This window comes from Novosphingobium sp. (genome assembly GCF_036820275.1).
Lineage (GTDB): Bacteria > Pseudomonadota > Alphaproteobacteria > Sphingomonadales > Sphingomonadaceae > Novosphingobium.
In genome coordinates this window covers 24,227-42,955 of sequence record NZ_DAISLT010000039.1, presented here as the reverse complement: position 1 = coordinate 42,955, position 18,729 = coordinate 24,227, and the positions used below count along the sequence as shown (strand labels likewise).

The window sequence follows — 18,729 nt, the reverse complement described above, 5'->3', positions numbered from 1 at the left end:
GATGGGGCTTGCGCAGCCTAGCTATGCCAAGGTTTACTCCGGGCCTGCCCGGGGTCGGGGATGCCCACGCTACCAGCCGCGCCTGGACCGGACGCTGCGGTATGTCTCGACGCTCTGCGGCTTGATGAGCAACAAGGCGACCTCTGGGCACCCGTGCTTGATCTGCTCCTCGATCCGGACGACCGCACGTTCGATGTCTTGCGTCCGGCATTCCGGGCGAAAGGCGATGCTGATCGAGACCAGCAGACGGTCCGGGCCGATGCGGACGGAAATCGTGCCGTTGGCATTCGCCACTTCGGGAACGCCGCTCGCGAGGCTCAGGATCCGGCTCTCGATCTCCGGCGAGGCCGAAGCCCCGATGATGAGGCTGCGGCTCTCGTTGGCCAGAAGCAACGCGGTCGCGGCCATCATCAGGGCGATGACCAGCGATGCCGCCCCGTCCGCCGCGGGAAAGGACAGGCGCGTGGCGATGAGCATGCCCAGCGCCGCGATGACGACCCCCGCAAGCGATGCGAAGCTGGTGAACAGCACCGTCAGCGTGGCCCCGTCCCGCGACTTGCGCAGATAGTGCAGGAGGCTGTGCTCGCTCGATTCCCGCACGATCTTGCGGCAGGTGAACCAGGCGAAAGTCCCGTCGATCAGGAAGGAGACGATCAGGACCGCATAGCTCGCCGTCGTCGGGCCGAGCGGATCGGGCGATACATATTGCCGCCAGCCCTCGCGAAAGGCGAAGCCCGCCCCGAGCGACAGGATCAGCATCGCCGCGATCAGGTTCCAGAAGAAGGCGGAGCGGCCGTAGCCGAGCTGGAAGTTGCGATCGGAGGGGCGGCGCGCCGATGCCAGACCGTAGAGCAGGATCACTTCGGTCAGCACGTCCAGCAGGCTGTGCACGCCTTCGGTGAACAGCGCCGTCCCGCCGCTCTCGCGCGCGGCGGCGAACTTGAACAGCGCGATCATCGTGTCGGCGGCAAGCCCCAGCAAGACGATCGACATATTGGCCGAGCCGCGCGATCCGCGATCCTGCGCCGGCGCGTCATGGGTAATGAACGGCATGTCTCGCACTTCCTCCTCGCCGCCATGACGTGGGGGTGCGGTGTCCGCGCGTGCAGTATCCATGGGTTTGCCGGGCAGGAGGCGAAAGCCCAGCCGGGTCCATACCATCATATGAGTATCGCCCGCGGGCATCCTCCGGAACAATTGCCGGGAAACGCGTGACCGGAGTTTGCCGGAGCGGCCAAGACCGCCGGTCCCGTTCCCCGAGCCGCTCCGTTTCCCGCAGCAATCCAGACCGTCCGGGGATCATGCCGTGAAGCTTTCCGTTCTCAAATTCCGGGGCATGTCCTCTCCTCGGCCGCCGCAGCGCACGCGGCCCGGACTTCGGCACTACCGCCCCTATCTGGGGCCGGCGCTGCTGGTCAGCGTGGGCTACATGGACCCCGGCAACTGGGGCACCGACCTCCAGGCCGGGGCGATGTATCGCTACGGGCTGCTCTGGGTCGTGGCGCTGGCCAGCGCCATGGCGATCGTGCTGCAACTGCTGGCTGCCCGGCTCGGCATCGTCACCGGCCGGAACCTCGCCGAAGCCTGCCGGGACTGGTATCCCCCCTGGTGCCGCCTGCCGCTCTGGATCGTCTGCGAGATCGCCATCGGCGCCTGCGACCTTGCCGAAGTGCTCGGCTCCGCCGTCGCCATCAACCTGCTGTTCGGCGTACCGGTGTTCTGGGCGGTCGTCATGACGGCGGCGGACGTGTTCCTGCTGCTCCTGCTCCAGCATCACGGCATGCGCACGATCGAGCGCGTCGTGCTGGTGCTGGTGCTGACGATCGCGGGCTCGTTCTTCGTCGAACTGTTCGTCCTGCCGAGCACGAGACCAGATTTCCGGGAGATCGGTAGCGCGCTGATCCACCCCGCGCTGGCGACGGCGGGCATGGCGAGCGTGGCCGTCGGGATCATCGGCGCCACGGTGATGCCGCACAACCTCTACCTCCATTCCGCGCTGGTCCAGGGCCGCACCGATCAGGACGACACGGAGTCCCGCAAAGTCGCCCTGCACTGCAATGCGGTCGATACCGGCGTGTCGCTCACCCTGGCCTTCTTCGTGAACGCGACGATCCTGGTCCTCGCCGCGGTCGTCTTTCACGGCCGCAGCGATCTTGTGCTGGACGGCTGCCATTACCTGCTGGGCGACGATACCGACTGGATCCACATCGCCTACCTGACGTTCGCCCCGGCCATGGGTTCGGCCCTCGCCAGCGTGATCTTCGCGGTGGCCCTGCTCGCCTCGGGCCAGTCGAGCACGATCACCGGCACCATTGCCGGTCAGGTGGTGATGGAAGGCTTCATGCAATGGAAGGTCGCGCCGTGGAAGCGCCGGATCGTCACCCGCGCCATGGCGATCCTCCCCGCGGTGCTGGTGATCGGCCTGCGCGGCGACGGCAGCGTGAACGACTTGCTCGTGCTCAGCCAGGTGGTGCTGGCGATGCAGCTTCCCTTCGCGATGTTCCCGCTGCTCCACTTCATGACCGCGCGCCGCTTCGCGCACGGCTGGCCCCGGCCAAGGGTCCTGCTGGTGCTCGGCTGGTTGACGGCGCTGGTCATCACCGCCTTCGACATCGTCGGCCTGCCGGGCAGCCTCTCCGACGCCGCCCGTATCCTGCAAGGTCGCTAATTCAGACGGGAGCCGGTGCGCGAACGAGCGGCGCGTGGCGGTCGACCAGGATCGCGCTCGCCTCGTTCAGCCCGACGATCTCGACACCGATGCCATGGCGCCGCAGCTTGTCTACCACGGTTTCCAGCGCGCCCACCGCCGTCACGTCCCAAAGATGCGCGGCGGTCAGGTCGATCCGCACCTGACGCGCCGTATCGCGCAAGTCGAAGCGGTCGGTGAAGATGTCCGCGCTGGCGAAGAAGATCTGGCCGGACACCGTGTAGACGCGGGTATCGGCCTCGGCATCGTAGCGGACGGCCACGTCCATCATCCGCGTCACCTTGAAGGCGAAGAACACGCCGCTCAGCAGCACGCCGACCATGACGCCCGCCGACAGATCGTGCGTGGTCACCGTCACCGCGACGGTGGCGAGCATGACCGCGCCCGAGACCTTGGGATGGCGCACGAGGTCGCCGAGCGAACCCCAGGAGAAGGTGCTGGCCGAAACCATGATCATGATCGCCACCAGCGCAGCGACCGGCACCTGCTCCACCCACGGCCGCAGCGGCACCAGGACCACCAGCAGGAACACCCCCGCCACCAGCGTCGAGAGCCGTCCGCGACCGCCGTAGCGCACATTGCCGACCGTCTGGCCGATCATGCCGCAACCGGCGATGCCGCCGAACAGCCCCGCCGCCATGTTGGCAAGCCCCAGCCCGGTGCATTCGCGCGCCTTGGAACTGGTCGTTTCGGTCAGGTCGTCGACGACGCTGGCCGTCATCATCGATTCCAGCAGGCCCACTGCCGCGATCGCCAGCGAATAGGGCGCGATGATGCGCAGGGTCTGCCAGTCCAGCGGCACCTGCGGCCAGGCGAAGACCGGCAGCGCGGCGGGCAGGCGGCCGAGGTCGGACACCGTATGGACGGGCATCGGGAAGGCCATGCTCACCACCGTCAGCACGACGATGCAGATCAGCGGCGAGGGAATCGCGCGGCTCACGCGCGGCGCGAGGTAGATGATCGCCAGACCCAGCGCGATCAGCGCATAAGTATGCCAGGTCACGCCCAGCATCTGGGGGACTTGCGCCGAGAAGATCAGGATCGCCAGCGCGTTGACGAAGCCGGTGCGGACCGAGCGCGAGACGAAGCGCAACAGCACGTCGAGCCGCAGCAGTCCGAACAGGATCTGGAGCACGCCGCCCAGCACCGTCGCCGCCAGCAGGTATTGCAACCCGTGCGCATGGACGAGCGCGCCCACCACCAGCGCGACAGAACCCGCCGCGCCGGAGATCATCGCCGGACGGCCGCCCGCCACGGCAATGACGATCCCGATCACGAAGGAAGCGAACAGGCCGACCTGCGGATCGACACCGGCCACGAAGGAGAACGCGATCACCTCGGGAATGAGGGCGAAAGTGCCGACCATCCCGGCCAGCACATCGCGGCGCGCGGCGCCGAAATTCTCGAACCATTCGGCGCGGTAGCGGGCGAAGGAGTCTGGAGTCATGGGTATCGATAGTCCGCGAAGATCGCAGGCCGCCGTCGCGTCGAACGGCTTCAGGGCGGGGCGCTGATTTGGGGCACTGCGAAATGCGTTGTCCGGCGGATCGGCGGCCGGAATAGCCACCCGGAATTTCACCGGGTCCTTGCGAATGGCGCTGCTGCTAGCGGGGTTTTCCCCGCATCGCAACACTCCCTGTCCGCTATTGCGCGGCCTCTCCGAAGCCCATCGCCGCCGCCACGCGCCCGACATCGGCCAATGCCGAAAGCGAGGCCGGATCCATCGGCTCGACCAGCTGCGCAGGCTCGAAATAGGCGGCGACGAACAGCGGAGACTTGCCCGCGGGTCCCCCGAAAGCCAGATCGACATAAGTATGCCGCGCCTTGCCGATGCCGGTTCCGGTCTTGTCGCCCGCAATCCACCCGGCCGGGAACCCGGCGCGAAGGCGGTCCAGGCCGGTTTCGACTTCGGTCATCCAGTCTTTCAGCGTCTGCCGGTTCTGCGGGTTCAGCGTGTCGCCCAGCACGAGTTTCGCCACGGTCCGCGCCATGGCCGCCGGAGTCGTCGTGTCCAGTTCCGTGCCCGCCGGGACGGCGTTGAGTTCGGGTTCCAGACGGTCGAGGCGGCTGACGCCGTCGCCCAGCCCCCGCCAGAAGCGGGTCAGTTCCGCCGGTCCGCCGAACTTGCCGAGCAGCACGTTGGCGGCGGCATTGTCGCTGGTCACCAGGGTCGCATGGGCAAGGTCGCGCACCGAAAGGCCGCTCACCACGTGCTTCTCGGTGACAGGGCTGTGCGACAGCAGATCGGCCTTCGACCAGTGCAGCACTTCGTCCAGATCGATCTCGCCGCGCTGCCCCTTCGCCAGCATCATCGCCGCGAGCGAGAGCTTGAACGAACTGCAATGGGCGAAGCGCTCGCCGTCGCGCCAGCCGAAGCCGCGATCGCGCGCGGGATCGTAGACATAGGCGCCGAGACGGCCTTTCGCCCTCTCCTCGATACGGCGCAGGGCCGCGACGGCGGTTCTTTCGCGTTCCCCGGAACGGTCAGGCGCGGCGGATCGTCCCCGATCGCAGCCTGACAGGATCATGCTCCCGGCAAGAATGGCGAGACCGCCTGCTACGCTTCGTCTGTCGAACACGGAAACTCTCCCGCCTTAAGGCCTTTTTTCCGGAGTACCTTGGAGGGTTCGCGGATAGCAAGGCGCAGCGACCGACACGCTGTGCACAGCGCCATGCGTGGTGCCGGGACCGGCTGCACATGGGCGGTGCGGCATTCCGCCAGCTGGAGAAGGCGTGGCAGCGTGAATTCGCCGCTGGCATCCCGCTCCGGATTGGACCAGAAGCCCCGCATGTCCCGATCCCGGCTGAAAGTGTTCTTCGACGGCGGCTGCCGCCCCAACCCCGGCCCGATCGAGGCTGCCGCGGTGATCCGGGGCAAAGCGCACATCTTCACCGACCTCGGCCAAGGCGACAACCGGGATGCCGAATGGACCGCGTTGATCCGCGCCCTCGAACTGGTCCAGACGCTGGAACTGGGCGAAGTGGACCTGATCGGGGACGCCATCGAAATCGTCCGGCAGGCCAAGGCCGCCCTCGAACGCGGTGAACCGCGCAATTCCCACGAGGCCGCGTTCCTGGCGCTGGCGGCCCGGACTCCGCCCGCCCGCATCCGCTGGATCAAGCGCGAGCAGAACCTCGCGGGGATCGCCCTGGCCCGCCGTCATCCGAGGTAGCGGCGATGGACGAGCGCAAGCGCCTCGTGATCGAAGGCAGCAGGATCACCGGCATCCCCTCGTTCTACGATGAGATCAACAGCGTCTTCATGTCGGGCGAAAACTGGAAGCTGGGCGAGAGTCTCGACGCCCTGGATGACCTGCTCCACGGCGGCTACGGTACGGTCCAGGGAATCGGTGCCGTGACGCTCGTCTGGCGGGACATGGCCGCAAGCCGCAGCGCTCTGGGCGCAGAGACGACGCGCCGATTCCTGGAGGAACGGCAGAAACTGCGGCCGATGTTCAACGGCAGCGCGATCGCCGAACAGTTGGAGGCACTCGCTGCCGGACGGGGAACGACCTATTTCGACATCGTGATGGACATCTTCGCCGCCCACCCCGCGTTCACGATCGTCCCCGCCTGATTCTCCCCTGATTCCTCAGTGCAGCTTGAGCCGGGGCCGGACGATGCGGTTCATGTGGCTGATCACGATCATCGCCGAACCCTTGATCCAGCCGTGGATCGCCAGCAGGTGCATGCGGTAGAGCGACAGGTAGATGAAGCGCGCCATGCGGCCTTCCACCGCCATGCGCCCGCCGACGAGATTGCCCATCAGCGTGCCCACCGTCGAGAACCGGCTCAGCGAGACCAGCGAGCCATGGTCCTTGTAGACGAAGTCCACCAGCGGCTTGCCCGCCATCAGGCGCTTGAGATTGGCGAAGGCGGTATCGGCCATCTGGTGCGCCGCCTGCGCGCGCGGCGGCACCGGGCGCTCGCTGTCGGGCAGCTTGCAGAAGGCGCAGTCGCCGATGGCGAAGACGCGCTCGTCGGTCTCGCTCTGGAGCGTCGGGCGCACGACGACCTGCCCCGAGCGGGCCTGTTCCAGCCCGTCGAGACCGTCCGCGATCGGCTTGGCCTTCACGCCCGCCGCCCAGACCTGCAAGTCCGCGTCGATCCGCTCGCCCGAACGCATGACCATGCCCTCGGCCGTCGATTCCACCACCGGCGTGTCGACCAGGACGCGCACGCCCAGCGTTTCCAGTTCGGCGCGGGCCGCCGCCGCCAGCCGCTCGGGCAGCGCGGGGAGGATGCGCGGACCGGCTTCGATCAGCGTCACTTCCAGGCGGGTGCGGTCGAACACCTCCAGCCCGTAATAGCCCAGCGCATCAGCCGCATTGAACAGTTCCGCCGCCAGTTCGACGCCGGTGGCGCCCGCCCCGACGATGGCGATCCGCACCCGCGCATCGCTCTCCGGATGGTCCGCCATCGTGCGCGAGACGCGCAGGCACTGGTCCAGCAGCTTGTCGCGGAAGCGGTCGGCCTGGTCGCGGCTGTCGAGGAAGGTGCAGTTCTCCGCCACGCCGGGCGTGCCGAAATCGTTGGTGACCGAGCCGAAAGCCAGCACGAGATAGTCGTAGCGGATCTCGTGCGCGGCGATGACCTCGCGGCCCTTCTCGTCGTTGATCGGCGCCAGGCGGACACGGCGGCTTTCCCGGTCGATCCCGGCCAGCGTGCCGTAGAAATAGCGGTAGCCGAAGCGGTGGCAGTGGCTGCGATAGCCCACTTCGTCGAGGTTGGCGTCGAGCGAGCCGGTGGCGACCTCGTGCAGGAGCGGCTTCCAGATATGGGTGCGCGTGCAGTCGACGAGGATGATGTCGTGGTGCTTGCGCCCGTAATGCGCGCCGAGCTTCGCCGCCAGTTCCAGCCCGGCCGCGCCGCCGCCGACGATCACGATCTGGGTCTTGGTCGCTTGCGAACCGTTCGCTGCTGGATTCGGCTGCTGGGCCAACTTGGATGCTCCTTGAACATGCGGATCGGCCCCGGGAGCCTTTTCGCGATCAGGTCGTCTCTGTAACACTATGTTGCACTGCACAAGAGGTCGGCAGTCGCTTTATAAGGTATATTCCGACAGCACCGTTGCGTCGATAGCGGCAGGAGAATCCGACATCAGCCGTTTACCTGCGCTGCACTTGCGCTAAATGCTGGGCTACGATGTTCAGAAACGATGACGGCAAGCAGAAGCTGCCCACCCTTCACGATGTCGCGGAACTGGCAGGCGTTTCCGCGATGACCGTATCGCGCGCGCTGAACGGCAAGCCGCGCGTGAGCGCCAAGGCGCGCGAGGCCGTGGAGAAGGCGGTGGCGCAGCTCGGCTATGTGCCGAACACTTCCGCCCGCATGCTGGCGGGCCGCACCTCGCGGCGGATCGCCCTGCTCCACAGCGAGAGCATGACCTCCGCCTATCTCGGCGAACTGCTGCTGGGCGCGCTGAACGAGGCGCCGGAACACAACGTCCACCTGACCGTGGAACAGTGCCCGCCAACTTCCTCTGCGGACGATCTGGTGGCGCAGGTCGCCGATGCCCATGTCGCCGGGGTGATTCTGGCGGCGCCGCTCTGCGACTGGCCGGAACTGCTCGCCGGCCTTGAAGCCGCCGGAATCGCCGTGGTCGCCGTGGTTCCCGACGAGGAACGCGAGGGCATCGCCTCGATCTCCACCGACGACCGCCGCGCGGCCTACGAGATGACCAGCCACCTGATCGCGCTGGGCCATCGCCGGATCGGCTTCATCGGCGGCAACAGCCGCCACCGCAGCAGCACGCGCCGCCGTCAGGGCTATCTGGAAGCACTGGCCGCGCACGATCTGGCGCCGCAGGAAGACCTCATCGCCTCCGGCGACTTTTCCTATCGTTCGGGGCTGGCTGCCGCCGAAGCCCTGCTGTCACTGCCGGAGCGGCCGACCGCGATCTTCGCCTGCAACGACGACATGGCGGCGGCGGCGATCACCATCGCCCACCAGCAGCGGATCAACGTGCCGGGCGAGATTTCGATCTGCGGTTTCGACGATACCCCGCTGGCCGCCGCGATCTGGCCCAGCCTGACGACGATCCGCCAGCCGATCCGGGACATGAGCCGCAACGCCATGGCCCTGCTCTGCCAGCGGCTGTGGCCCGAGGATCCCGAGACGCTGCACCGGCCCGAACGCCTGCGCCTGCCGTTCGAACTCGTCCGCAGGCAATCGGACGCCATCGCCCTCCTTCACTGAGACGATGCCCTAAAACCGCACACCGACGACGTCCTCCACTCCTCCATTTTCAGGGAAACCCATGCCTCCGCTTCTTGGCATTCTTGCCGTCCTTGTCCTCGTCGTCGCGAACGGCTTCTTCGTCGCGGCCGAGTTCTCGCTGGTCGCGGTGCGCCGCAGCCGTGTGGCGGAACTCGTCAACACGGGCCGGATGAATGCGAAGGCGCTCCAGCGGGCCATCGACAATCTCGATGCGAACCTGGCAGCGACGCAGCTCGGCATCACCATTTCCTCGCTGGCCCTCGGCTGGGTCGGCGAACCGGCGCTGGCCCATCTGATCGAGCCGCTGCTCGGCGCATTGCCCGACAGCCTCGCCACGGTCAGTTCGCACGGCATCGCCGTCGCCTTGTCGTTCGTGCTGATCACGGCGCTGCACATCGTCCTCGGCGAACTCGCGCCGAAGAGCCTGGCGCTCCAGCGCAGCGAAAGGACCGCGCTCTGGGTGGTCCGGCCGCTGGGACTGTTCCTTTTCGTGCTGCGCCCGGCGATCGCGGGACTGAACGGCCTCGGCAATCTCGTCCTGCGGCTGGCCGGTCTCCAGCCGGGGGCGACGGAGGAATCCCTGCACTCGCCCGAGGAACTGAAGCTGCTGGTCGCCGCCAGCCATGAGGCCGGGCTGCTCCACGACACCCAGCAGGCCGTCGCCGAACGTCTCTTCACGCTGGGCGAAAGGCGCGTCGGCGACATCATGACGCCGCGCGTCGACCTCGACTGGATCGACCTGGAGGACAGCCCCGAGGAAACCCTGAAAGTCCTGCGCGCCTCGCCCCACGAACAGCTTCTGGTCGCGCGCGGGGATATCGACCAGCTCGTGGGCATGGTGCTGAAGAAGGACCTGCTCGATCAGGTGCTCGACGGCAAGCCGCTCGATCCCGAGGCGGCCGTCACCAAGCCGCACGTCGTCCACGAGGCGACGCCGATCCTGAAACTGCTGGATCACTTCAAGACTTCGCCCGTCCGCCTCTCGATCGTCGTCAACGAATATGGCGGGATCGAAGGGATCGTCACCCAGACCGACCTGCTGGAAGCCCTCGCCGGCGAACTCGCCGAAGCCGAGGGCGAGGACGCCTCGATCACCGTGCGCGAGGACGGCTCGCTGCTGATCGACGGCCTCATGCCGATCCACGAGGCCTTCCGCAACCTCGGCTGGCGCCCGCCCGCCGGAGATGTCGACTATCACACGGTGGCAGGCTTCGCGCTCGAACAGTTCGGGCACTGGCCACAGGTCGGCGAGAGCTTCGTCCATGACGGCTGGCGCTTCGAAGTCGTCGACCTCGACGGACGCCGCATCGACAAGTTCCTGGTCAGTCGGCCCACCGATCCGTCAGGCGTTCAGCCGGACTGAGTGACGATCATGGGCTGCTCGGACGGCTCGGGCGCAGGACTGTCGATCGCGGCGCGCACCGCCTTGGTATCGGGATGGTCCGGGCCGATCGTGCGCAAGTCGATCTCCAGCGCGGTGCGAAGCAGGCGCATTCCGGCCGCCTCGTGCCCCATGGCGCGCTCGGCCATCCCGAGATTGCCGTAGCTTTCCGCCACTTCGGGATTGTCGCGGCCCAGCGCGGCCTTTCGCAGTTCAAGCGCCCGGTCGAACTCCACGGCGGCAAAGGAATATTGCCCTTGCAGGAAATAGCTCATGCCCAGGCCGTTGTAGCCGGCAGCCGTCAAGACGTGATTGGCGCCGAACACCTGCGTCCACTTGTTGATGGCCATGCGGTGCAGGATCGCGGCCTTGGCGTGCTGCTTGCGCCGGTCGAGATTGATCGCGACGTTCGAGATGCTCTCCGCCTCCAGCGCCGGGACGGTCCCGTTCCTTTCGCGGATCGTCATGGCGTTGAGCAGCAGGTCTTCGGCATCTTCATAGCGCCCCTGCCCGCTGAGCGCCGTGGCAAGGTTGTTGTAACTGGTCGCGGTATCGAGATCGTCTTCGCCCAGGGCCTTGCGCCTAATATCCAGCGCGCGGCGATAGAACGGCTCGGCTTCCGCGAACTTTCCCTGCGTGTCCAGCGTCAGGCCCACGACCGAAAGCGCCTTGGCCGCTTCCGGGTTTTCCGCCTTGCCCGCCTCGCGCAGCAGTTCGAGCGCGCGGTAGCTCTGCGCCGCGCCTTCGTGCAGCTTGCCCTGCCGCGTCAGGTTGTAACCCAGCGCGGAACAGGCGTCCGGCAGATCGGCCGCGGAGCCGGCATCCGCCTCACGCAGGGCCAGCGCAGAGCGGCGTAGCGCCTCGGCCCGGCGATAATCGCCTTGCATCTCGATATTGCGGGCAAGCTGGTCCATCCCCTTGGCCACCAGCGGATCGCGGTCGCCCAGCAGGCGCTGCCGCTGCGCCAGCGCATCATGCCAGAGCGGCTCCGCCTCCACGATCCTGCCCTGCGTTTCGAGCTTGTCCGCCCGGCTCATCGTCTCGCCTAGCGCCGCCACCGCAGCGTTCATCTCGGCCTCGTTGGCCGGATACCCGTCACGGGCCTGAGCCGCCGGAGCAGACATCACAAGCGCCAATGCCAGAAACGGAAGGGAGGGCTTCATCGGGTTCCTGCTTTCTCGATTGCCGATTTGATGAAGACGAGGCTATCGGATAATTATACATCGTTCAAATTAAATCCCGCCTCCGCCCTTTCATGACGGCATCTGTCATGAGGCGCCGCCGGGCCGCCGCTCGTAACCGAATCTTGGGAACTTCCCTTAGATAGAAGACTTCATCGCCGACATGCATTCCACGGCGCATTCCCCGTCCGGGCATTCGGAGAACCCGATGAAAGTCTATACCCTGAAGTTCGCGGAAGACGGGATCGGCGTCGCGCGGCGCCTTGAATTCAAGGCGGGCGACATCACCGGCGCGCTGGTTGTCGCGCACCGGGAAGCCTCCCGTCGCTCGGCCGAGCTGTGGGACGGGGCGAGCAAGCTCTGCACCATCAGGCGAAACGCCGGGCTCCCACAACACAGAGGATGACGACGAGGGTGGAGAGCACCATCGTCCAGGCGACCGGCTCTCCCAGCACCGCGCCCGCCAGCAGCAGGCCCATGAACGGCTGGAGCAGCTGCAACTGGCCCACCCCGGCCACGCCCCCGATCGCCAGCCCGCGATACCAGAACACGAAGCCGATCAGCATCGAGAACACCGAGACATAGGCCAGGCCCGCGCAGGCCCGCCAGCCGATCCCGGCCATCCCCTGCGGCATTGTCAGGACAGCGATCACCGCCATGACCGGCAGGGCCATGACCAGCGCCCAGGTGATGACCTGCCAGCCTCCAAGGCGGCGCGACAGGCTGGCCCCCTCGGCATAGCCAAGCCCGCAGAGCAGGATCGACGCCACCATGAGCAGGTCTCCGGCCAGCGAGGCGCCGTTCCCCTGAAGGAACGCGAAGCCCGCGACCGTGGCTGCGCCGACCGTCGAGAACAGCCAGAACGCCGGTTTCGGCCGCTCCCCGGCACGCAGCACGCCGAAGATCGCGGTCGCCAGCGGCAACAAGCCGATGAAGACGACCGAATGGGCGGACGTGATATGTTGCAGGGCAAATCCCGTCAGCAGCGGAAATCCGACGACGACGCCCACTGCCACGATCGCCAGCGAACCGAGATCGGCCCGGTCCGGACGCTTCTGCCGCAAGGCCGCCAGAAAGACACCGCCCAGCAGCGCGGCGATCACCGCCCGCGCCGAGGTGACGAAGACCGGCGTGAAATCCGCCACCGCCAGCCGGGTCGCGGGCAGCGACCCGCTGAAGATGATGACGCCCAGGAGCCCCGAGCCCCAACCTCCCGAGCCCCAACCTCCCGAAACCCGGCCCGACGATGCCTTTTCCATATGTTCCGCTTTCCATGACGACGCGGCGGCCCTTGCGGAAAAAGCCCTGGCAGCGACAGGCACGATCCCATACAATGCCGTCAAACCGTATGGGTACGTTTGCCCATACGATCTCCCGGAAACTTATGCCGTCACGCCCACGCCCGAAGACCCGCACCGAAGAAGTCGCCGATGCGATCCGCACGAAGATCGCCGCTCGCGCGCTCGGCACCGGGGATCGCCTGCCTTCCGTGCGGGGCTTTGCCGCGGCAATGAAAGTGTCTCCCTCTACGGTTGTCGAAGCCTATGATCGGCTGGCGGCGGAGGGCACGATCCGGGCGCGTCCCGGCTCGGGCTTCTATGTCGCCGATACCCGCCTGCCGCCGGTCCCGCTGGCCGAAATGGGGCCGAGGCGTGACCGCGCGGTCGATCCGTTCTGGGTCTCGCGGCAATCGCTGGACGCCGATCTCTCGGTCGAGATGCCGGGCTGCGGTTGGCTCCCGGCCGACTGGATGCCCCATGCCGCGATCCGCAAGAGCCTGCGCTCGCTGGCGCGGGCCGACGACGTGCTGCTGTCCAACTACGGCACGACGCGCGGATCCCAGGCGCTGCGCCGCCTGCTGCTGGCGCGCTTTGCCGAAGAAGGGATCGAGGCGGGCGCGGACCAGTTGCTGCTCACCGGCTCGGGCACCCAGTCGATCGACCTCGTCTGCCGCTTCCTGCTCAGCCCCGGAGACACGGTGCTGGTCGACGATCCCGGCTATTTCAATTTCCAGGCCCTGCTCCGCGCCCACCGCGTCGAACTGGTCGGCGTGCCCTATACGCGGAGCGGGCCGGACATGGCCGCGTTCGAGGCGGCACTCCAGGCCCACAAGCCCCGGCTCTACATTACCAATTCCGCGCTGCATAACCCCACCGGCACCACGATCACGGCCCCGGTCGCGCATCGCATCCTGCAAGCCGCGGCCGTGCACGACATGATGATCGTGGAAGACGATATTTTCGCCGATTTCGAGCCGTCGCCCTCCCCGCGCCTTGCGGTTCTGGACGGGCTGGACCGCGTGATCCGAGTGGGCAGCTTTTCCAAGACCCTCTCCGCCTCGGTCCGCTGCGGCTACATCGCCGCGCGCGCCGACTGGATCGAGGGATTGGTGGACCTTCAGGTGGCAACCAGTTTCGGCGGCCCCAGCCCGGTCGCGGCGGAAGCCATGGCCGATGTCCTGACCGGCGGCAGCTATCGCAAGCACATGGCGGAACTGCGCCAGAAACTCGCCCGTGCGCAAGACCGCACGGGGGAGCGGCTGGCGCGTCTCGGCATCGTGCCCTGGACCCTGCCGCGCGGCGGTTTCTACCTCTGGTGCCGCCTGCCGGATGGGCTGGACTCCGCCGAAGTCGCACGCCACTCCATGGACCTCGGCATCGTTCTGGCGCCGGGGAACGTCTTCAGCCCGTCGCAATCGGCCGCGCCCTTCATGCGCTTCAACGTGGCCCAGTCGGACAGTGCGCGCGTGGAGGAAACCTTGCGCATCGCCATGGACCGGGCCGCTTCGGCGTCTACCGAAGGCTGAGAGTCCGTTTGAAAAATGCCTGTAAGGGCATTTTTGCTGCGGCGCCGGCCCACGCCCCCACCCTACCACCCGCAGGATACTACCAATGGGTGGTAGGGTGGGGGCGTGGGCCGGTGCCGCGAAATTCGCCTTCAGCGAATTTTCAAACGGACTCTAAGGACGATCACCGGATAAGCTGCGTGCACTCGTTGCCGCTGGTGGAGTAGTCGCGGATCACGCCGTTCTGCACTTCCACGGTCACGTCGCACCAGTGGTAGTCCTCGCTGAGCACCTGTCCGTAGACGTTGCTGCCGCGATTGACGTAGCCTTTGCGGTAATAGAGCGTCCGCACGCCGCCATAGGCATCCACGAACCGGTCGGGTGCGCCCCACGAACCGGTGAAGTCCCGCTCCGCCTTGCCTATCCAGGTTTCCATCAGGGTATTGCGGCCGGAGCGATTGGCACTGCGCTGGTGGGAATCGATCACTTGACCCGCCAAGGCCGTGCCGCGAGCGAGATTGTTTTCCAGACGCTTCTCGATGGCGTCGAGTTCGGCCGCGCTGGGCTTGTAGGTGAAGGCCGGGCGCTTGCCGTCGTCCCACAAGTGCTGCCAGATGAAGTCGGTGGGCGACATCCCGGTTTCGCCGATGAACAGGAAGCCAAGCTGCGGCGAGGTCTTCGCCGGATTGCGGTCACGCGCGTCCTTGCCGCGGTTGCAGACGAACTTGACCAGTTGCGATTCTCCGAAACTGGCGGGTGCATGCCCGGCCTTTTCGGACAAGTCCTCCGGCCTGCGATCGCGCCACTGGACCTGGCCGTGCTGAACCCCCACCGTGCCGCGCGCGCAGTTGACCCGGTACTTGGCCATGATCCGGTTCGGCTTCGCAGCGCTTTCGAACACTTCGTCCACGCGGATGTCGAACTGCGGATCGGGACCGGCGCGCACTTCGCCCTCCTTCAGCTTGCCCTTGCGGCGCATCTGCTTGAGGTACGCCGACTGCTGATCCTGGGTCGATGTCTGGAGGAAGCCGACAAGGTCGGAACTGTCGCTGATCGATGCCTCGTCCACGACCCAGAGGTCGCGATTGGGCTTGTCCCCGCCACCGGCAATGACCCAGCTCGCCGTCGCGCTTGCGCCGGTCGCCGCGCCCATCGCGCAAAGCGTGGCCAGCAGTGCTTTCGCCGGAAAGGTTCTGCTTCGCATGTCGGTTCCTCGTTCCTGCCTCGTGCAATCCGTCTGCCGAAGCAGGGAAAGCCGTTTCCGTGCCAGAGGATAATGAAAAATATCGCCTGTTCAATTAAAAATTGATCGGCGATAAATTCTTCATCCCCGGTTGGAGTGCCGCACTATCGGAAAGGCGCGGACAACCGCTTTGCGATCGCGGACAGGCGGCCGTCCCAAGTCGGCGCCACCGCGCCGATTTCCGCCACCGAAGCCCGGTCGATGTAGGAAATCATGCGCGAGAAGCTCTCGACCTGCTGGTGCGCGAAATCGGGATCGAGCCGGTCGATCCCGCCGTCCGGCAGGATCTGGCAGAGATAGTCCGGCCCCGGAACCAGCGATATCGAGGGAATGCCGCACTGGAACAGCGTCGATCCCTCACCGAGGAACACCGAACTGAGGCGCGGCGCGACCGTGAGGCTGCGCAGCTTCGAACGCCCGGCAGTCGCGGCGCGGTAGACCCGCTCCATGAAGGCATTGGTCGTATAGACGATCTCGCGCTCCAGCCTGCCCGTGGGCGCCGGGCGCGAAGGTTCGCCGGAATCCTTCCATTCCAGACAGCCGAGATGCTCCAGGGTCAGCCCGGCGACCGCGCGCGCATGGCCCGGTCTCCCGTCCCAGAATTCGGGATGAGCCTTCAGCCAGGCCGATGTCGCCTGCTCATGCCCTTCGACCATTTGCGGAATCTGGAAATGCCCGGTGGCGAATACGAAGACGATCGAGCGCTGCCGGTCCGGGCGCGCGGCGTGGGCCTTGGCCAGCGCCAGCAGGCCTGCCGGACCGTTTTCCTCGCAGGCGTTGGGGCCGTCGGTATGGGTATTGACGATGATCGTCTGCCCCGGATCGCGGCCCGGCAACACGGCGTGGAGCGTGTCGGTATCGGCGTCTTCCATCTCCGCTTCCAGCACCAGCCGCGCCGATGCCCCGGACCGGGCCGCCGCCCTGAGCCGCTCGCCCTGCCCGGCGCTTACCCAAAGGGCGGGCAGGTCCGCGTAAGGCGTGGTGAACGGCAGGACCTGATCCTGCGCCAGTTCCTCCGACAGCCCCTCGAACACGCAGACGACGCCGCGCACGCCCGCCTCCTGCGCGCGGGACAGGAATATGTTGGTGAGCGGTCCCAACACCGGGACGATCTCGCCGTTCGCCAGATCCGCGCCCGCGTCCGGCAGGCGGGACTTGCGCTCGAACAGCATCAGCGTGGTTACGGTCGTCAGGTCCAGCCGCCCGACCGGGACGACCGCGATCCTGCCGCGCGCCGGAGAAAAGTCCTTCGGCGCCTTGTCGAACCAGACCAGTTCGCCGCTCACCCCTTCCGGCCCGGTCCTGCCGGAATAGGGATAAGGCGCGGCGACGGGAATCGAGGTGCCGTCCGCCAGGGCAAGTTGCGTGCGGCCGGGGGTCCAGCGGCGGATGCGATGGGTGGTGCGGTGGGCCTCAAGCCCAAGCGCTTCCAGTTCCTCCGCGATCCAGTCCACCGAACGGGTATGGGCGGGGCTTGCCGTGAGGCGCGGGCCGAACGCGTTCAGCCGCTCGATCCAGTTCCACACCGCATCGCGGTCGGGCACCGGCGGCGTGCTCGCCAGTGGCGGCAGAGGGACCGGACGGCGCCTTCCCGACAGCGCCAGCCCAGCGACAGCCGTCGCCGCCGCGCCGCCCCAGATCATCGTTCGCCGCCCCATCATGCCTCCTGTACCATGGCCCGCAGCGCCTTCTTGTCGATCTTGCCGACGCTGGTGCGCGGCAGGTTTGCAAGCGTGACGAACCGTTCCGGCAAGGCATAGCGGCTGAGACGTCCGGCGGCGATATGACCCTTCAGGCAGGCGCAGGCCTGCTCGGGATCGAAGGTTCCCGCCGCCACCACGAAGGCGACCGGCCGCTCGCCCCATTTACGGTCCGGCACACCGATGACGGCCGCCTCGCTCACATCGGGCTGGGCGACCAGCAGGTTTTCCACTTCGGTCGAGGAAATCCACTCACCGCCGGTCTTGATGACGTCCTTGAGCCGATCGACGATGCGGATCGCGCCGTCTTCATCGACTTCGGCGACATCGCCGGTATGCAGCCAGCCGCCGGTCCAGAGCGCATCGGAGGCGGCCTGCGTGGCATGGCCCTGTGTCAGCCAGGGCGCGCGCAGCACCAGTTCGCCGCCGTTGTCCGCATCGATCCGGGCCTGGGCCAGCGGAATCGCAAAGCCCGCGCGGCACATGGCGGCGCTGTCCTCCCCATCCCCTCGCGCCAGACTGATCACCGGCCCGGTCTCCGACATGCCGTAGCCGACGATCGTGGTGATGCCTGCCCGTGCCGCTTCCTGCGCCAGCGCCTCGGGCAGGGAAGCACCGCCGACGACCACTTTCCAAGGCGCCAATGTCTCCGCATCCGCCTCTTCGGCATCGAGCAGCATGCGCAGGATCGTCGGCACGCAATGCGACAGCGTCACCCCTTCGCGCCGCTTGAGCGCCAGCAGGGTCGCGGCCTCGTAGCGGCCGGGGTAGACCTGCTTCGCGCCCAGCATGGTCGCCACATAGGGCATGCCCCAGGCATGGACGTGGAACATCGGCGTCATCGGCATATAGACGTCCGAACGCCGCATGCCCTGCCCGTCTGGCTGATTGGCCAGCGCCGAGGACAGCGCCAGGGTATGGAGAACCAGTTGCCGGTGGGTGAAGAACACCTGCTTGGGATCTCCGGTCGTGCCGGTCGTGTGAAAGGTGGTCGCCACCGCGTTCTCGTCGAAGTCGGCGAAGAGGTAGTCGGCAGGGGTCGCGGCGATCGCGGCTTCGTAATCGTCCATGTGCAAGGTGCCGCGCATGGCCCCGAGGCGCGGCAGCAAGTCCGCGCAAAGCGGCGCGAAATCGCCGTTGTAAAGCAGAAACGAAGCCTGCGACTGTTCCAGCGTGAACACCATCTGGTCCGGCGAGAGGCGCACGTTCACCGTCTGGAGCACCGCCCCCATCATCGGCACCGCGAAATAGCATTCGAGATAGCGGTGACTGTCCCAGTCCATCACCGCCACCGTGTCTCCCGCCCTTACCCCGCAGGCGTGCAGGAGACCGGCCAGCCGGGTCACGCGGTCCACGAACTGCCGGTAATCGAACCGCAGATCGCCGCTGACGATCTCCTGCTTAGACTGATCGGCGACATGGCCCAGCAGGTGGCGGATCAGGAGAGGATAGGCATAGGCCTCGCGACCGGGCGTGGAAAGGATGCGGGGGGCGCTCAAGCGGCGATCTCCGT

The 18,729-nt window shown here is 66.9% G+C and carries 16 protein-coding genes and 1 other annotated feature; of the genes, 7 read left to right on the top strand and 9 right to left on the bottom strand.

What is annotated here, in order from left to right; genetic code table 11:
• Positions 1-69 precede the first annotated feature (69 nt).
• Positions 70-1,164, bottom strand: coding sequence for a cation diffusion facilitator family transporter (locus V7066_RS23020; RefSeq protein WP_334185297.1), 1,095 nt, complete (start codon positions 1,162-1,164; stop codon positions 70-72).
• A gap of 142 nt (positions 1,165-1,306) precedes the next feature.
• Between V7066_RS23020 and V7066_RS23015 the strand changes: the two genes are divergently transcribed.
• The gene (locus V7066_RS23015; RefSeq protein ID WP_334185296.1) at positions 1,307-2,668 is read left to right on the top strand and encodes an Nramp family divalent metal transporter; all 1,362 of its coding nucleotides are present in this window, start codon (positions 1,307-1,309) and stop codon (positions 2,666-2,668) included.
• A 1-nt stretch (position 2,669) separates the two neighbouring features.
• On the opposite strand, the gene V7066_RS23010 is transcribed toward V7066_RS23015, so the two are convergent.
• Together V7066_RS23010 and bla are read right to left on the bottom strand one after the other, a co-directional pair.
• Positions 2,670-4,154, bottom strand: coding sequence for a SulP family inorganic anion transporter (locus V7066_RS23010; protein ID WP_334185295.1), 1,485 nt, complete (start codon positions 4,152-4,154; stop codon positions 2,670-2,672).
• A gap of 86 nt (positions 4,155-4,240) precedes the next feature.
• Positions 4,241-4,296: a sequence feature (sul1 is cis-regulatory element that is thought to sense ions involved in sulfur or methionine metabolism; They are found in Alphaproteobacteria), on the bottom strand.
• A gap of 54 nt (positions 4,297-4,350) precedes the next feature.
• Positions 4,351-5,286 carry a class A beta-lactamase gene (bla, locus tag V7066_RS23005; RefSeq protein ID WP_334185294.1) on the bottom strand — a complete coding sequence of 312 codons (936 nt, stop codon included), beginning with the start codon at positions 5,284-5,286 and terminating at the stop codon, positions 4,351-4,353.
• A gap of 210 nt (positions 5,287-5,496) precedes the next feature.
• Here bla and V7066_RS23000 point away from each other — a divergent pair, with 210 nt between their 5' ends.
• Positions 5,497-5,880, top strand: coding sequence for a ribonuclease HI (locus V7066_RS23000; RefSeq protein ID WP_334185293.1), 384 nt, complete (start codon positions 5,497-5,499; stop codon positions 5,878-5,880).
• Positions 5,881-5,885: 5 nt separating this feature from the next.
• Positions 5,886-6,284 (top strand): barstar family protein, encoded by a 399-nt coding sequence (locus V7066_RS22995; protein ID WP_334185292.1) that lies wholly within the window; start codon positions 5,886-5,888, stop codon positions 6,282-6,284.
• Positions 6,285-6,299: 15 nt separating this feature from the next.
• Here V7066_RS22995 and V7066_RS22990 read toward each other — a convergent pair whose 3' ends face one another.
• Positions 6,300-7,649 (bottom strand): NAD(P)/FAD-dependent oxidoreductase, encoded by a 1,350-nt coding sequence (locus tag V7066_RS22990; protein WP_334185291.1) that lies wholly within the window; start codon positions 7,647-7,649, stop codon positions 6,300-6,302.
• Positions 7,650-7,852: 203 nt separating this feature from the next.
• Here V7066_RS22990 and V7066_RS22985 point away from each other — a divergent pair, with 203 nt between their 5' ends.
• Both V7066_RS22985 and V7066_RS22980 read left to right on the top strand, forming a co-directional pair.
• On the top strand, positions 7,853-8,905 hold the full coding sequence (locus tag V7066_RS22985) for a LacI family DNA-binding transcriptional regulator (protein WP_334185290.1): 1,053 nt from the start codon (positions 7,853-7,855) through the stop codon (positions 8,903-8,905).
• Between the two features lie 61 nt (positions 8,906-8,966).
• On the top strand, positions 8,967-10,289 hold the full coding sequence (locus V7066_RS22980) for a hemolysin family protein (RefSeq protein ID WP_334185289.1): 1,323 nt from the start codon (positions 8,967-8,969) through the stop codon (positions 10,287-10,289).
• On the opposite strand, the gene V7066_RS22975 is transcribed toward V7066_RS22980, so the two are convergent.
• Complete coding sequence (locus tag V7066_RS22975) at positions 10,277-11,470, bottom strand: tetratricopeptide repeat protein (RefSeq protein WP_334185288.1); 1,194 nt, start codon at positions 11,468-11,470, stop codon at positions 10,277-10,279. The genes V7066_RS22980 and V7066_RS22975 overlap by 13 nt on opposite strands.
• Positions 11,471-11,696: 226 nt before the next feature.
• Here V7066_RS22975 and V7066_RS22970 point away from each other — a divergent pair, with 226 nt between their 5' ends.
• Complete coding sequence (locus tag V7066_RS22970; RefSeq protein WP_334185287.1) at positions 11,697-11,894, top strand: hypothetical protein; 198 nt, start codon at positions 11,697-11,699, stop codon at positions 11,892-11,894.
• Here the strand turns inward: V7066_RS22970 and V7066_RS22965 are convergent.
• Positions 11,857-12,747 carry a DMT family transporter gene (locus tag V7066_RS22965; protein WP_334185286.1) on the bottom strand — a complete coding sequence of 297 codons (891 nt, stop codon included), beginning with the start codon at positions 12,745-12,747 and terminating at the stop codon, positions 11,857-11,859. The genes V7066_RS22970 and V7066_RS22965 overlap by 38 nt on opposite strands.
• 125 nt (positions 12,748-12,872) lie before the next feature.
• Here V7066_RS22965 and V7066_RS22960 point away from each other — a divergent pair, with 125 nt between their 5' ends.
• Positions 12,873-14,294 carry an aminotransferase-like domain-containing protein gene (locus tag V7066_RS22960; RefSeq protein WP_334185285.1) on the top strand — a complete coding sequence of 474 codons (1,422 nt, stop codon included), beginning with the start codon at positions 12,873-12,875 and terminating at the stop codon, positions 14,292-14,294.
• A gap of 163 nt (positions 14,295-14,457) precedes the next feature.
• Here V7066_RS22960 and V7066_RS22955 read toward each other — a convergent pair whose 3' ends face one another.
• The 3 genes from V7066_RS22955 to V7066_RS22945 all read right to left on the bottom strand — a co-directional run bounded on the left by V7066_RS22955 (position 14,458) and on the right by V7066_RS22945 (position 18,715).
• Positions 14,458-15,477 (bottom strand): hypothetical protein, encoded by a 1,020-nt coding sequence (locus V7066_RS22955; RefSeq protein ID WP_334185284.1) that lies wholly within the window; start codon positions 15,475-15,477, stop codon positions 14,458-14,460.
• Between the two features lie 143 nt (positions 15,478-15,620).
• Positions 15,621-17,174 (bottom strand): hypothetical protein, encoded by a 1,554-nt coding sequence (locus V7066_RS22950; protein WP_334185283.1) that lies wholly within the window; start codon positions 17,172-17,174, stop codon positions 15,621-15,623.
• Positions 17,174-18,715, bottom strand: a complete 1,542-nt coding sequence (locus V7066_RS22945; protein WP_334185282.1) for a long-chain-fatty-acid--CoA ligase — start codon at positions 18,713-18,715, stop codon at positions 17,174-17,176. The genes V7066_RS22950 and V7066_RS22945 overlap by 1 nt, the downstream gene beginning before the upstream one ends.
• Positions 18,716-18,729: the final 14 nt, after the last annotated feature.